Annotated in this window: 12 protein-coding genes; 8 read left to right on the top strand and 4 right to left on the bottom strand. The window is 72.0% G+C overall.

Annotated features, from left to right (window positions below; all coding sequences use genetic code 11):
• Positions 1 to 26: 26 nt before the first annotated feature.
• A complete protein-coding gene (locus AB0G11_RS38340) occupies positions 27 to 1,427 on the top strand; it encodes a sugar porter family MFS transporter (protein WP_219507783.1) in 1,401 nt (466 codons plus the stop codon).
• Positions 1,428 to 1,433: 6 nt separating this feature from the next.
• On the opposite strand, the gene AB0G11_RS38335 is transcribed toward AB0G11_RS38340, so the two are convergent.
• Both AB0G11_RS38335 and AB0G11_RS38330 read right to left on the bottom strand, forming a co-directional pair.
• Positions 1,434 to 1,934 (bottom strand): DUF1707 domain-containing protein, encoded by a 501-nt coding sequence (locus tag AB0G11_RS38335; protein ID WP_357591610.1) that lies wholly within the window; start codon positions 1,932 to 1,934, stop codon positions 1,434 to 1,436.
• A 12-nt stretch (positions 1,935 to 1,946) separates the two neighbouring features.
• Entirely contained in the window at positions 1,947 to 2,648 is a 702-nt protein-coding gene (locus AB0G11_RS38330; protein WP_219507785.1) for a PadR family transcriptional regulator, read from the bottom strand.
• A 283-nt stretch (positions 2,649 to 2,931) separates the two neighbouring features.
• Between AB0G11_RS38330 and AB0G11_RS38325 the strand changes: the two genes are divergently transcribed.
• Both AB0G11_RS38325 and acnA read left to right on the top strand, forming a co-directional pair.
• Complete coding sequence (locus tag AB0G11_RS38325; RefSeq protein ID WP_219507787.1) at positions 2,932 to 3,660, top strand: metal-dependent hydrolase; 729 nt, start codon at positions 2,932 to 2,934, stop codon at positions 3,658 to 3,660.
• Positions 3,661 to 3,800: 140 nt separating this feature from the next.
• Positions 3,801 to 6,539 (top strand): aconitate hydratase AcnA, encoded by a 2,739-nt coding sequence (gene acnA, locus AB0G11_RS38320; protein WP_308125871.1) that lies wholly within the window; start codon positions 3,801 to 3,803, stop codon positions 6,537 to 6,539.
• A 213-nt stretch (positions 6,540 to 6,752) separates the two neighbouring features.
• On the opposite strand, the gene AB0G11_RS38315 is transcribed toward acnA, so the two are convergent.
• A complete protein-coding gene (locus AB0G11_RS38315) occupies positions 6,753 to 7,508 on the bottom strand; it encodes a neutral zinc metallopeptidase (protein WP_357591544.1) in 756 nt (251 codons plus the stop codon).
• Between the two features lie 172 nt (positions 7,509 to 7,680).
• Here AB0G11_RS38315 and AB0G11_RS38310 point away from each other — a divergent pair, with 172 nt between their 5' ends.
• Complete coding sequence (locus AB0G11_RS38310) at positions 7,681 to 8,406, top strand: sulfite exporter TauE/SafE family protein (protein ID WP_308125873.1); 726 nt, start codon at positions 7,681 to 7,683, stop codon at positions 8,404 to 8,406.
• 59 nt (positions 8,407 to 8,465) lie between these two features.
• On the opposite strand, the gene AB0G11_RS38305 is transcribed toward AB0G11_RS38310, so the two are convergent.
• Positions 8,466 to 9,908, bottom strand: a complete 1,443-nt coding sequence (locus tag AB0G11_RS38305) for a DUF5685 family protein (protein WP_357591542.1) — start codon at positions 9,906 to 9,908, stop codon at positions 8,466 to 8,468.
• Positions 9,909 to 9,961: 53 nt separating this feature from the next.
• Here AB0G11_RS38305 and AB0G11_RS38300 point away from each other — a divergent pair, with 53 nt between their 5' ends.
• The 4 genes from AB0G11_RS38300 (at position 9,962) to AB0G11_RS38285 (ending at position 14,627) form a co-directional block, all read left to right on the top strand.
• Positions 9,962 to 11,293, top strand: a complete 1,332-nt coding sequence (locus AB0G11_RS38300; RefSeq protein ID WP_357591540.1) for an amidase — start codon at positions 9,962 to 9,964, stop codon at positions 11,291 to 11,293.
• 145 nt (positions 11,294 to 11,438) lie between these two features.
• Positions 11,439 to 12,554 carry a substrate-binding domain-containing protein gene (locus tag AB0G11_RS38295; RefSeq protein WP_219507790.1) on the top strand — a complete coding sequence of 372 codons (1,116 nt, stop codon included), beginning with the start codon at positions 11,439 to 11,441 and terminating at the stop codon, positions 12,552 to 12,554.
• 61 nt (positions 12,555 to 12,615) lie between these two features.
• A complete protein-coding gene (locus tag AB0G11_RS38290) occupies positions 12,616 to 13,368 on the top strand; it encodes an ATP-binding cassette domain-containing protein (RefSeq protein ID WP_357591538.1) in 753 nt (250 codons plus the stop codon).
• The gene (locus AB0G11_RS38285; protein WP_357591537.1) at positions 13,365 to 14,627 is read left to right on the top strand and encodes an ABC transporter permease; all 1,263 of its coding nucleotides are present in this window, start codon (positions 13,365 to 13,367) and stop codon (positions 14,625 to 14,627) included. Before AB0G11_RS38290 ends, AB0G11_RS38285 begins: the two co-directional genes overlap by 4 nt.
• Positions 14,628 to 14,641 lie beyond the last annotated feature (14 nt).

Here is a 14,641-nt window from a genome sequence, read left to right as displayed (position 1 = left end):
CCTCAGCCAGAGGGGGAAGGACCCGCATGGCTACTCAGCACGCCCATCAGGAGAACCTGGGTCACGTCGTCTTCATCGCGGCGGCGGCGGCCATCGGCGGGTTCCTGTTCGGCTACGACAGTTCGGTCATCAACGGCGCCGTGGTCGGCATCCAGCGCCACTTCGCGGTCGGCGCGGTCGAGACCGGGTTCGTGGTGGCGATCGCGCTGCTCGGCTCGGCCGTCGGCGCCTGGATCGGCGGCCGGCTCGCCGACCGGTGGGGGCGCACCCGGACCATGCAGGTGGCCGCGGTGCTGTTCGCCATCAGCTCGATCGGGCAGATGCTGCCGTTCGCGATCTGGGACCTGGCGCTGTGGCGGGTGCTCGCGGGCGCCGCGATCGGCATGGCCTCGGTGCTCGGGCCCACCTACATCGCCGAGGTGGCGCCGCCCGCCTACCGGGGCAGGCTCGGCTCGTTCCAGCAGCTCGCGATCGTGCTCGGCATCGCCGTCTCCCAGCTCGTCAACTACGTGATCGCCAGGCTGGCGGGCGGCGACGTGAACAACCAGCTGTGGGGGCTGGAGGCGTGGCAGTGGATGCTCGGCGCCTGCGTCGTGCCAGCGCTGCTCTTCCTGCTGTTCGCCTCGACGATCCCCGAGTCGCCGCGCTACCTCATCATGGCGGGCCGCACCAGGCAGGCCCGCGCGGTGCTGGCCGAGGTCGAGGGCGAGGACGTGGACCTGGACGAGCGCGTACGGGAGATCCAGCACGTGCTGAGGTCCGAGGCCAGGCCCACGATGAAGGATCTGCGCGGCCCGGCGCTCGGCCTGCTGCCGATCGTGTGGATCGGCATCGTCCTGTCGGCCTTTCAGCAATTCGTGGGAATCAACGTCATCTTCTACTACTCATCGGTCCTGTGGCAGTCGGTGGGCATCAACCAGGCCAACTCGCTGCTGATCAGCTTCTCCAGCTCGATCATCAACATCATCGGCACGTTCATCGCCATCTCGCTCGTCGACAAGATCGGGCGCCGGCCGCTGCTCCTCATCGGCTCCGCCGGCATGGCGATCTCGCTGGCCGCCGCCGCCTGGGCGTTCAGTTCCGCCAGGCCCGTCGGCGGCGACGTGTCGCTGCCCGACCCGCAGGGCATGATCGCGCTGATCGCCGCCAACCTGTTCGTGCTGTTCTTCGCGCTGTCGTGGGGGGTGGTGGTCTGGGTGCTGCTCGGCGAGATGTTCCCCAACCGGATCCGCGCCGCCGCGCTCGGCGTCGCCGCCGCCGCGCAGTGGATCGCCAACTGGCTGATCACCGTCACGTTCCCGGCCCTCGCCGAGTGGAACCTGCCGCTCACGTACGCGATGTACGCCCTGTTCGCCCTGCTGTCGTTCGTCTTCGTCCTCAAGTGGGTCAAGGAGACCAAGGGGCGCCGGCTGGAGGAGATGGGCTGAGCCCGCTCACCTCCGGTCGCACGCCCGCTTGACCAGAGAGAACACCATCGCCCCGAGCGCGACGAAGAAGAGCAGCTTGAACAGGCCCGCCCCGCCGGTCACCACCATCGCCACCATGAGCATGACCAGGATCGGCACGAACCGCCCCGGGCCGTGGCCGTGGCGGCGGCCCGGGTGCCGGGGCCCGCGCAGGTGCTGGCTCATGCCGGGGTGCCGCTGGGCCAGCTCCCGCATGCGGTCGCGCTGCTCGCGCATCGCCGCGTGCCAGGAGTCGACCGTGTGCGGCGGCACCGGCCCGGCCTGGGCGACGGGGCCCTCGCCGGGCAGGTCCTGCGTGATCGTGGCCAGGTCCCGCCGGGTGCGGGCGGCGAGCGTCCGGTCCAGCCGCTCGTCGAGCTCCTCGTGTGTCAGGCGCCCCAGCGCGAAGTGCTCGCGCAGGGAGGCCATCGTCCGCTCGCGCTCGGCGTCACCGATGCGCAGGTCGCCGTGGTCCATGGCGGTCGCCACCCCCTTCAAGGCTCACTCCTCACCCGGGTCGCCGTCGGCCAGAATCTGGTAGAGCCTGCGCCGGGTCTCCACCAGAGTCTTACGCGCTTCGCGGATTTGCGCATCAGTGCCGGTCTGCAGAACCTGCATCAGCGCGAACGCCGACTGGCGCGACAGGTCCCAGAGGTCGGCCGTGCTGTCATCGATGTCGGGCCGCATCTCGTCCCACGGGGCGCGGACCTCGTCGGCGTGCGCCTCGATGTAGGCGCGGCCGGTGTCGGTGAGCCGGAAGGTCTTGCGGCCCTCGTTCTCCTCGGAGATGACCAGACCCTCGTCGCTGAGCTGCTGCAACGCCGGGTAGACGGCGCCGGGGCTGGGCTTCCAGCCGCCCTCGCTGCGCTCGGCGATCTCCTGGATGATCTGGTAGCCGTTGCGGGGCTCCTCGGCCAGCAGGGCCAGGATCGCGGCGCGCACGTCGCCCCGCTTGGCCTTGCGCGGCCGGCCGCCCCAGCCCCGGTGCCCGCCGAACGGGCCCTGGCCCCACGGCCCCCGGCCCAGGTCGAACGGGAACGCTCCCGGCCCGCGGCGCCCCCGGTGCCGGTGCTCGTGCGGGCCGCCGCGGTGGTGGTGGCCCTGCTCGAAGGCGTCGGCCACGGCCTTGATCGCCTCCTTCGCGGCCTTCTTGAACTCGTGCGCGTCGGGCCACTGGCCCCCGGCCGCCTGAGCGGATGTCATCGTGGTGCCTCCTCGCGATCGTTCTCGATGCTTCAACGATATATCGGAAGAATGTCGCCATCAAGGGTGATGCTCAAGTGAGACAGATCACCAAAAACTTCCGGGAATCCGGGAACAGGATCCGGGAGGAGTCCGTTGTTCACAGCAGACGAGGTCGTTCCGCGTCGGCAGGGCTGGGGGGTGCTGTCGCCGCGGAGACGACCTCGTCTGCGTTTGCGGGACGTTTCGCGGGGTCCGCGCCCGGGCACCGCACACCGGCGCGGATTGCCGTACAGTCCCGATCATGATGGGGCACACGCACGCGCTCACCGGGGTCATCGCCTGGCTGGGGCTGGCGCCGCCGCTCGCGGCGCTGCCGCTGCTCAACGAGTCCTCCCGGTTCATCGACACCGGCATCATGGCCACCGCGCTGAGCCCGGCCGAGCTGATCGCCGGGGCCATCATCTGCGCCGGCGCCGCCATGCTGCCCGACCTCGACCACCCCAGCGCGACGATCGCGCAGACGTTCGGCCCGGTCACCTGGTTACTGAGCAAGGGCGTGTCGTGGATCAGCGGCGGGCACCGGGGTGCCACGCACTCCCTGGCGTTCGCGGTGGCGGTCGGGTTCGGCACGCACTGGCTGGCCAACACCTATCCGATCGGCCGCGACATCATGGTCGTGCTGCTCATCGGGCTGGCCCTGCGCGCGATCGGCATCGGCATCCCGGGCAAGAAGCTCGGCTCGGCCATGGTCAACATCGGCCTGACGGCGGGGCTCTACGCCGTGTTCCTGTCGCTGTCGGTGGGGTACGCCTGGCTGGGGCTGGCCGTGGGGATCGGCTGTCTCATGCACGTGGTGGGCGACTGCATGACCGAACGCGGGTGCCCGGTGCTGTGGCCGCTGTCGATGAAGTTCGTGCTGCCGTGGAAGATCGGCATCAAGACGGGGCGCAAGTTCGAGCAGAAGATCCTCGCTCCGCTGCTGTCGCTGGCGATCGTGGGCCTGCTCTTCTGGCGGCTCGCCCCCGTTTAACTTGATGTCGAGATACTTTTCGAGATATCTTGACATCGAGAGACCTGCGCGGCCGACTTAGGGTGACCTGACGTCGAGAACGCTTCCCGCGTGCGGCAGGATCTCAAGTGAGCAACTGTCTATGGAGGAGGCGAATCACCGTGTCCGCGAACAGCTTCGGCAGCCGTGACACGCTGCGCGTCGGCGACGCGTCATATGAGATTTTCCGGCTGGACGCTGTCGAAGGCGCTGCCCGCCTCCCGTACAGCCTGAAAATCCTGCTGGAAAACCTCCTCCGCACCGAGGACGGCGCCAACATCACCGCCGACCACATCCGCGCCCTGGGCTCCTGGGACCCCAACGCGGCGCCGAGCGTGGAGATCCAGTTCACCCCGGCCCGCGTCATCATGCAGGACTTCACCGGCGTGCCCTGCGTCGTCGACCTGGCCACCATGCGCGAGGCCGTGCGCGACCTCGGCGGCGACGCCGCCCGCATCAACCCGCTCGCCCCGGCCGAGATGGTCATCGACCACTCCGTCATCGTCGACTACTTCGGCCACCCCGACGCCTTCCAGCGCAACGTCGAGCGCGAGTACGAGCGCAACCGCGAGCGCTACCAGTTCCTGCGCTGGGGCCAGACCGCCTTCGACGAGTTCAAGGTCGTCCCGCCCGGCACCGGCATCGTCCACCAGGTCAACATCGAGCACCTGGCCCGCGTCGTCATGACCCGCGACGGCAAGGCCTACCCCGACACCTGCGTCGGCACCGACTCCCACACCACGATGGAGAACGGCATCGGCGTGCTCGGCTGGGGCGTCGGCGGCATCGAGGCCGAGGCCGCCATGCTCGGCCAGCCGATCTCCATGCTCATCCCGCGCGTCGTCGGCTTCAAGCTCAGCGGCAAGCTGCCCGCCGGAGCCACCGCCACCGACCTGGTGCTCACCATCACCGAGATCCTGCGCAAGCACGGCGTCGTCGGCAAGTTCGTGGAGTTCTACGGCGAGGGCGTCTCCTCCGTGCCGCTGGCCGACCGCGCCACGATCGGCAACATGAGCCCCGAGTTCGGCTCCACCTGCGCCATCTTCCCCATCGACGGCCAGACCGTCGACTACCTGCGCCTGACCGGCCGCTCCGAGGAGCAGATCGCGCTCGTCGAGGCCTACGCCAAGGCCCAGGGCCTGTGGCTCGACCCGCACGACCCCGAGCCCCAGTTCTCCGAGTACATCGAGCTCGACCTGGGCACCGTCGTGCCGTCCATCGCCGGCCCCAAGCGTCCGCAGGACCGCATCGAGCTGTCGGCCGCCAAGGAGACCTGGCGCCGCGACGTGCGCGCCTACGTCGACGACCCCGACGGCGTCGACGAGGCCGTCAAGGAGAGCTTCCCCGCCTCCGACGCGCCCGCCTCCAACGCCGACGCCAACGGCGCCCGCCCGCACAAGCCGGTCGCGGTCACGCTCGCCGACGGCACCTCCTTCGAGATCGACCACGGCATCGTCTCCATCGCCGCGATCACCTCCTGCACCAACACCTCCAACCCGTACGTCATGCTGGGCGCCGCCCTGCTGGCCCGCAACGCCGTGGAGAAGGGCCTGACCCGCAAGCCGTGGGTCAAGACCTCCCTGGCGCCCGGCTCCCAGGTCGTCACCGGCTACTTCGAGCGCTCCGGCCTCCAGCCGTACCTCGACAAGATCGGCTTCAACCTCGTCGGCTACGGCTGCACCACCTGCATCGGCAACTCCGGCCCGCTGCCTCCCGAGATCTCCGAGGCCGTACAGGCCAACGACCTCGCGGTCACCGCCGTGCTGTCCGGCAACCGCAACTTCGAGGGCCGCATCAACCCCGACGTCAAGATGAACTACCTGGCGTCCCCGCCGCTCGTCGTCGCCTACGCGCTGGCCGGCACCATGGACCTCGACCTCGACACCGAGCCGCTCGGCATCGGCGCCGACGGCGAGCCCGTCTACCTGCGCGACATCTGGCCCTCGCCGGAGGAGATCGCCGAAGTCGTCCACTCCTCGATCGGCCGCGACATGTTCGAGCGCGACTACGCCGACGTGTTCAAGGGCGACGACCTGTGGCGCTCGCTGTCGATCCCGACCGGCGACACCTTCGAGTGGGACCCGGCCTCCACCTACGTGCGCAAGGCCCCCTACTTCGACGGCATGCCGCCGGAGCCGGAGCCGGTGACCGACATCGCCGGCGCCCGCGTGCTGGTCAAGGTGGGCGACTCCGTCACCACCGACCACATCTCGCCCGCCGGGTCCATCAAGGTCGGCACCCCCGCCGCCCAGTACCTGCAGGCCAACGGCGTCGAGGTCAAGGACTTCAACTCCTACGGCTCGCGGCGCGGCAACCACGAGGTGATGATCCGCGGCACGTTCGCCAACATCCGGCTGCGCAACCAGATCGCGCCCGGCACCGAGGGCGGCTACACCCGCGACTTCACCCAGGCCGACGCGCCCGTGTCGTTCATCTACGACGCCTCGGTCAACTACGCCGCCGCCGGCACCCCGCTGGTCGTCCTGGCCGGCAAGGAGTACGGCTCCGGCTCCTCGCGCGACTGGGCCGCCAAGGGCACCGCGCTGCTCGGCGTCCGCGCCGTCATCGCCGAGTCCTACGAGCGCATCCACCGCTCCAACCTCATCGGCATGGGCGTGCTGCCGCTGCAGTTCCCCGAGGGCGCCACGGCCGAGTCGCTGGGCCTGACCGGCGAGGAGACGTTCGACATCACCGGAGTCGAGGCGCTCAACGACGGCTCCATCCCGCAGACGGTGCACGTCAAGGCGGGCGACGTGGAGTTCGACGCGGTCGTGCGCATCGACACGCCCGGCGAGGCCGACTACTACCGGCACGGCGGCATCATGCAGTACGTGCTGCGCTCGCTGCTCGCCAAGTCCTGACCCGCTCCGCTTCCCCGCCCGCGCCCCGGTCATCAGCCGGTGGCGGGCGGCGGGAGCCCGGCCGCCCTCACGCGGCCGGGCCGGGCGCGCGCACCTCACGCGCCCACCTCGGGGGAACCACCCGACCGTCACGAGCCGCCCGGCGCACCACCCACCGCCGGGCGGCTCTTGGCATTCACGAGGTGGCCTGCGCCCCCACCGGGCGGGCGGGGCTCAGGCGACGCGGGCGGGCGGGGCCGGCCAGGTGTCGCAGGAGCCGGGCCGCTGCGTGGTGAAGCCGCGCTTGAGCCAGTAGGCGCGGTTGGCGCCCTTGCCGTGGCTGCGCCGCTCGCCGTCGTCGTCACCGCTGGCGCGGGTCGCGTCGAGCAGGGCCTCCCAGTCGCCCCGGCCGCGGCCGAGCGAGCCCCACACGCTGCCCAGGAACACCCCCGACAGGCAGTCGGCCTGCAGCTCGAAGCGCCGCCCCAGCTCCGCCTGCCGCGCCCGCCCGGCTCTGGCGGCGGCGCTCTCGTAGTGCTTCCTGATCCCGGTCAGGCTCTGCACGTGGTGGCCGTACTCGTGCGCGGCCACCTTGAGGGGGTAGAGGTCCGTACGGTCCTCGATCCAGCGGCCCGTCAGCGGGAACACCAGCGTGGCCCGCTCGGTGCAGTAGAAGGCGGCGGCCCCCTCGGGCCAGTCGAGGCCGCACACGCGCGGCGCGGGCTCGTCGTAGTAGCGCACGATGGGCTTGCGGAACGTCCGGCGCGTCCCGGCGAGGTGCTTTGACCACGACTTGTCCAGACATTTCGTGATCGTGGTGAGGTATTCGCGGGTGCGCGGGATCCCGCCCTGGACGATTTCCGGCTCCGGGCACGCCGCCGCCGCCATCCTGCCGGTCGCCGCCAGCGGATCCACGTACGGCCTCTGGGCCTGGGCGGGCAGCGCGAACCCGGACGACAGGAGGAGCGGGAGGGTGAGAAGCAGACGCACGATCACGCAGCTTAGGCGATCTCCAGCCAGCCCGGACGCCCGCCCGCCCCGGCGCGCACCCCGGTCCCGTGCCCGTACGCTCGCTTCGGTCCGCACCCCGTCCACGTGCCCGTACGCCCGCCTCGGTCGTCCGCCTCGGTCTTGGGGAGGTTGTGGTGGTTGACTCCTCTTCGTGACTCATGAGGTGCTGGTCCTGGTCGTCGGCGGGGCGGCGGTGCTCGCCGGGGCGGTGGTGCAGGGCAGCGTCGGGTTCGGGCTGGGGCTGGTGGGCGTGCCCGTGCTCACCATGCTGGACCCGGGCGTCATGCCGGGTGCGATGCAGGTGGTCAACATGACGCTGCCGCTGTTCACGCTCGCCGCCGAGTGGCGGCGGGTCGACTGGCGCGGGCTCGGCTTCGCGCTCCTCGGCCGCCTCCCGGGCAGCGTGGTGGGGGCGTTCATCGTCGTGTACGTGTCCATCCACGCGCTCAGCGTCTTCGTGGCGGTCATGGTGCTGGCCGCCGTGGGGCTCACCGCGCGGGCGTTCAGCGTGCCGCGCAACGGGGCGACGATCACCTCGGCCGGGTTCCTGTCGGGCGTCACCGGCACCGCAACCGGCATCGGCGGGCCGCCCCTCGCCCTCGTCTACCAGAACGCCAGGGGGCCGCAGATCCGGGCCACGCTGGCCATGTTCTTCTTCCTCAGCGCCGCCCAGTCGATCGCCGTCCTCGCCCTGGTCGACCGCCTGCCGGTGCGCGCCCTGGCCACCGGGGGCGCGCTCGTCGTGCCGATGATCCTCGGCTTCGCCCTGTCCGGGCCGCTGCGCCGCCACCTCGACCAGGGCCGGGTCCGCGTCGCCGTCCTGGTCGTCGCCGCGGCCTCCGCGCTCGGCCTCCTCGTCGTCACCGCTCTGGCCTGACCCCGCCGCCGGGCCGGTCGTCTCCGGGCCGGCCGCCTTCGGGGCGATCGCGGCCCGGGTCAGTCGCAGCCGCAACTGCAGCCGTCGCAGCCGCAGCCGCCGTCCTCCGAGCAGCAGCAGCCGCAGTCGCAGTTCGAGCAGCAGTCCCAGCCCGAGCAGTCGCACCGCTGGCAGAACGAGCTCTCGTGCTCCTCGTCCCACTCCGGCCGGTACAGCCCGCACGTACAGCAGGTCAGCGACGCGCACATGAACGACAGCAGGCCGCCCGGATCCTGCCTGCGCCGCCCCGGCGCCTTCGGGTCGTCCACCGGGGACTGCCCGCTGCCGGTGGCGAAGGCGCGGGTGACGGCGCGGCCGGTCTCCCGCACCAGCAGCGCCCGCGCCAGGCCCGGCCGGGGCAGGTCCAGCTCGTCCACCGCCTCCCGCAGGGCGGTGTGCGCGGCGTCGCAGTGGCGGCGCGCCTCGGCGAGACCGGTGCCGGTGGCGTCCAGCGGGTTGTACGCGCCGTTCGCCCGGTCGTCGGCCAGGTCCTCCACGGCGTCGAGCAGATGCGCCAGCCGCCCGAACGCCCTTCCCGCCGCCTTTAGTGCTTGCTGGTTGCCCGGCCGCCCGGCGAGCACCGCCGTGTGCCCGAACGCGGCGGCCACCGCCTCCTCGGTCGGCCCGGTCACCTCCCGTAACCCCACGGCGGCCAGCACCGGAGCGCCCTCAGGCCGCACGAGGGCCCCGGCCTCCGCGAGCGAACCGCCGCCCGCCCGGGGGACCGGCACCTGCGAGACCACAAGGCCCGCCCGCCCGGCCTGCGACCCGGAGAGCGGCGCACTGCGCCCCTGCGCCTGCGGCGCGTTGCCCGGCTGCGGCCCGGAGGGCGGCCTGCTGTGTCCCTCCCTAAGGGGCGCGGGTCCCGTGAGCGGCCTGCCGGGTGTCTCCGTCAGCGGTGTGGGGTGCGTCCGGAGGCCGGGGCGGGGCCGGGCCGGCGAGGGCTCGCCGTCCGGGTGGGCGGGAGGCGTGCGGGCCGGGGCCGGGGGGTGTTCGAGGAGGGCCTGGCGGGAGGCCGCGGCGGTGAGGGGCCGGGGGTCGAAGCCGAGGGCGCCGGCCGTGGCGGCGCCCTCGGTGGTCCAGCGGCGCGCCAGGCGGGAGGCGCCCGCGGCGACCAGGGGGCGGGCGTACCGGCCGTCGCCGTCCGCCACGTGGTCGCGCATCTTCCCGGCGGCGAGCAGCAGCGACACCGAGGCCGCCAGCCGGGCCCCTTCGGCGTGGGCCACGGAGGCGCCGGTGAAGCCGCGCAGCGGGCAGGGCCCGGCCTGGCGGCGGGCGGGCGCGCCGGCCGTCTGGGCTTCGGTGAGGACGGACACGAGCAGGCCGTCGTAGTTGGTCACCAGGCGGGACAGGTGCCCGTGCTCGTCGCGGAGCGCCAGGCACAGCCCGCACAGGTGCGCCATCCAGTCCGCGTACAGCCCTTTGCACATGACGTGCCGACACGGGCGGACAATGCCGAACATACGTCCCCTTTGTGCAGTATGGCGGAGCCCACCGTAGCACCGAGAGGATCGCCATGCCCGTCACCCCAGGCCCGTTCGCCGGCCGTACCGTCTCCGACCTCGCCCTCGACCTGCGCGCGGGCCGCGTCACCGCCGCCGAGCTGGCCCGGCTGGCGCTGGAGGCCGCCGCCCGGCTCGGCCCGGCGCTCAACGCGTTCGTCACCGTCGACGCCGAGGGGGCGCTGGAGGCGGCCCGGACGGCGGACCGCGAGCTGGCCGAGGGCGCCGACCGGGGGCCGCTGCACGGGATACCGGTCGGCGTCAAGGACCTGATCATGGTGGCGGGCCTGCCCGCGACGATGGGCTCACGGCATTTCGCCGGCTACGTCCCCGACACCGACGCCGCCTGCGTGACGCGACTGCGGGAGGCGGGCGCGGTGATCGTCGGCAAGACGACGACGCACGAGTTCGCGTACGGGCCGACGGGCGACCGGTCGGCCAACGGGCCCTCGCGCAACCCGTGGGACCCGGAGCGCATGTCGGGCGGCTCCAGCGGCGGCAGCGGCGCGGCCGTGGCGGCGGGCATCGTCCCGCTGGCGCTCGGCACCGACACGGGCGGCTCGGTGCGCATCCCGGCCGCGCTGTGCGGGGTCGCCGGCTTCAAGCCCGCGTACGGGGCGATCCGCGCCGACGGCGTCTTCCCGCTGTCGGTCACGCTCGACCACGTGGGCGTGCTGGCCGGGCGGGCGGAGGACTGCCTGCTGGCGTACGCGTGCCTGGCGGACGAGCGTCCGGCGCAGGACGGCGGGGAGGTGCGGACGGCGTGGCTGGATCCCGCCGGCCTGACCCCGTGCGATCCCCGGGTGGCCGCCCTGGCGCGGGTGGCGGCCGGGGCGCCGGACGTGGTGGAGCTGCCCGAGGGCGTCGGCGCGCGGTTGCGGGAGACGTACACGGTGATCCAGAGCTGTGAGACGGCGGCCGTGCACGCGGAGCGGCTGGCGGGCGCTCCGGGGTTGTTCGACCCGGAGGTGCTCGAGCGGCTGCGGGTCGCGGCCGAGGTGCCGGGGTGGCGGTACGTGCGGGCGATGGAGGAGCGGCGGCGGCTCGGCGGCGTGGTCGCCGAGCTGTTCGACGGCGGGCACGACGTGCTCGCGCTGCCCGCCTTGCCGCTCACCGCGCCCCGGCTCCAGGGGCGCGAGGTCGTGCTGGACGGCGGAACCGTCGCCGTCCGCGCCGCGCTGCTCGCGCTGACCAGCCCGTGGAACGTGCTGGGCCTGCCCGCGCTGACCGTGCCCGCCGGGCTGGTGGACGGCCTGCCGGCAGGGCTGCAACTGGTGTGCCGCCCTGGCAGTGAGCACCTGCTGTTCCAGGCCGCGGAGAAGGCCGGGCGACCCGGGCCCAGGTGATCCGCCCGGCGGCAGGGCGTGTCTGGATTGTTACCGGGAACAACAAACTCCCCCCGTCGCGGGTCTTCCAAAGCAGGCCATCCCGGAATACGTTGCCGCAAACAACATTCATCCGGGCCCCTCCGGAAGAAAGGACCCTGCACCCATGCGCAAGGGGATCCTCAGCTTGACCGCCGCGGCAGCATCGCTCGCTCTCGGTCTCACCGCCTGCGGGGGCGACGGCGGGACGACCACCACGACCTCCTCGGCCCCGGCCGCCTCCTCACCGGCGGCCACGGGCAAGATCGGCGTCATCCTGCCCGACAGCAAGTCGTCGGCCCGCTGGGAGACGGCGGACCGCAAGTACCTGCAGGAGGCGTTCGAGGCCGCGGGCGTGGCCTACGACATCCAGAACGCCCAGAACGACAAGACGGCCTTCCAGACCATCGCCGACCAGATGATCACGAACGGCGCGACCGTCCTGATGATCGTCAACCTGGACAGCGGCACCGGCAAGACCGTCATCGACAAGGCCAAGTCGCAGGGCGTGGCCACCATCGACTACGACCGGCTGACGCTGGGCGGCGGCGCCGCCTACTACGTGAGCTTCGACAACACCAAGGTCGGCACCCTCCAGGGCGAGGGCCTGAGCAAGTGCCTGGCCGACAAGAAGGCCGACAAGCCCATCGTGGCCTACCTGAACGGCTCGCCGACCGACAACAACGCGACCCTGTTCAGGGAGGGCTACGACGGCGTGCTCAAGCCCAAGTTCGACGCGGGCGAGTACGTCAAGGGCCCCGACCAGGCCGTGCCCGACTGGGACAACACCCAGGCCGGCACCATCTTCGAGCAGATGCTCACCAGCGAGCCGAAGATCGCCGGCGTGCTGGCCGCCAACGACGGCCTGGGCAACGCCGCCATCACCGTGCTGAAGAAGAACAAGCTCAACGGCAAGGTGCCGGTGACCGGCCAGGACGCCACCGTGCAGGGCCTGCAGAACATCCTGGCGGGCGACCAGTGCATGACCGTCTACAAGGCCGTCAAGAAGGAGGCCGACGCCGCCGCCAAGCTCGCGGTCGCGCTGGCCAAGGGCGAGAAGCCCGCGGCGAGCGGCAGCGTCAAGGACCCGGAGACCGGCCAGGACGTCCCGGCCGAGCTGATGGAGCCGCAGGCGATCTACTTCGAGAACGTCAAGGACGTGGTGGCGGACGGCTACGTCACCAAGGAGGAGCTGTGCACCGGCGACTTCGCCGACAAGTGCGCCGAGGCGGGAATCCAGTAGTGACGGCACAGGGCACGGCCCGCGCCCGCCGCGCGGGCCGGGCCCGACCCGAGGGAGCCACATGACCCCCCTGCTCGAAGTGCGCGGGATCGACAAGAGTTTCGGGCCCGTGCAGGTCCTGCACGACGTCGCGTTCTCCGCCCATGCGGGCGAGGTCACCGCGCTGGTCGGCGACAACGGCGCCGGCAAGTCGACGCTCGTCAAGTGCGTCGGCGGCATCTATCCGATCGACTCGGGCGAGATCGTCTTCGACGGCCGCCCGGTCCAGGTGCACGGCCCGCGCGACGCGGGCGAGCTCGGCATCGAGATCGTCTACCAGGACCTGGCGCTCTGCGACAACCTCGACATCGTCCAGAACATGTTCCTGGGCCGCGAGCGCCGCCGGGGCCTCGTGCTCGACGAGGCGTCGATGGAGGAGCTGGCCGAGCAGACGCTGAGCAGCCTGTCCGTGCGCACCGTCAAGTCGATCCGCCAGCAGGTCTCCAGCCTGTCCGGCGGCCAGCGGCAGACGGTCGCCATCGCCAAGGCCGTGCTGTGGAACAGCAAGGTCGTCATCCTCGACGAGCCGACCGCCGCGCTCGGCGTCGCCCAGACCGCCCAGGTGCTCGAACTGGTGCGCAGGCTCGCCGACAAGGGCCTGGCCGTCGTGCTCATCTCGCACAACATGAACGACGTGTTCGCCGTCTCCGACCAGATCGCGGCGCTCTACCTCGGCAGGATGGCCGCGCAGGTCAGGACCGCCGACGTGACGCACGCGCAGGTCGTCGAACTGATCACGTCCGGCCGCAGCGGAGACCTGGGGATCGTGTCATGAACAAGGTCAAGGAACTGCCCGGCGAGGCCATCGCCACCGCGGTGCAGGCCCCGTCGATCGGGCACAGCGTGCGCGCCTACGCCGAGCGCGTGCGCGGCGGCGACATGGGCGCGCTGCCGGCCGTGCTCGGCCTGGTCGTGCTCTGCACGGTCTTCGCGATCGCCCGCCCGTCCTTCCTCAGCCCGATCAACTTCGCCAACCTGTTCACGCAGGGCGCCGCGATCACGGTGATCGCGATGGGCCTGGTGTTCGTGCTGCTGCTGGGCGAGATCGACCTGTCGGCCGGGTTCGCCAGCGGCGTCTGCGCGGCGGTGCTCGCGGTGACGCTCACCTCGCTCGGCCTGCCGTGGTACGTGTGCGTGCTGGCCGCCGTCGCCACCGGGGCGGTCATCGGCGTCGTGCTCGGCTCGCTGGTGGCCAAGGTCGGCATCCCGTCGTTCGTGGTCACGCTGGCCGCCTTCCTCGCCTTCCAGGGCCTGGTGCTGGTGCTGGTCGACGAGGGCAAGAACATCTCGATCAGGGACGAGGTGATCGTCGCGATCGCCGGCCGCAACCTCCCGCCGTGGCTCGGCTGGGGGCTGTACGCGGCGTGCGTGGCGATCTACGCGGCCGTCCAGCTCGTCCGGGCCAGGCGGCGGGCCGGGCGCGGGCTGGTCGCCGACCCGCTGTCGCTGATCGCGGTCCGGGTCGGCTCGCTGGCGGTCATCGCGGGCCTGGCGGTGTACGTGCTCAACCTGGAGCGCAGCCGCAACCCGCTGATCACCTCGCTCACCGGCGTGCCGATCGTCGTCCCGGTGATCCTGGCGCTCCTGGTGCTGTGGACGTTCGTGCTGCGCCGTACCGCGTTCGGGCGGCACATCTACGCGGTCGGCGGCAACGCGGAGGCGGCCCGCAGGGCCGGCATCGCGGTGGACCGGATCAAGGTCAGCGCGTTCGTGATCTGCTCGGCCATGGCGGCGGTCGGCGGCGTCATCGCCGCCTCCCGGGCCAGTTCCGTCGACCCCAACACGGGCGGCAGCTCGGTGCTGCTGTACGCGGTCGGCGCGGCGGTGATCGGCGGCACGAGCCTGTTCGGCGGCAAGGGCCGGGTGGTCGACGCGATCCTCGGCGGCGCGGTCGTCGCGGTGATCGAGAACGGCATGGCCCTGATGGGTTACGGCTCCAGCGTGAAGTATCTGGTGACCGGATGCGTCCTGCTGCTGGCCGCGGGCGTGGACGCGCTGGCGCGCAAACGGGCGGCCTCCGCTGGTCTAAGGTGATCAGCGACTTCCAC

This window comes from Nonomuraea sp. NPDC023979, from assembly GCF_040639085.1.
Classification (GTDB): Bacteria; Actinomycetota; Actinomycetes; order Streptosporangiales; family Streptosporangiaceae; genus Nonomuraea; species Nonomuraea ceibae.
The sequence above is the reverse complement of the archived record's forward strand: the minus strand, read 5'-3'. Positions and strand labels throughout refer to the sequence as shown.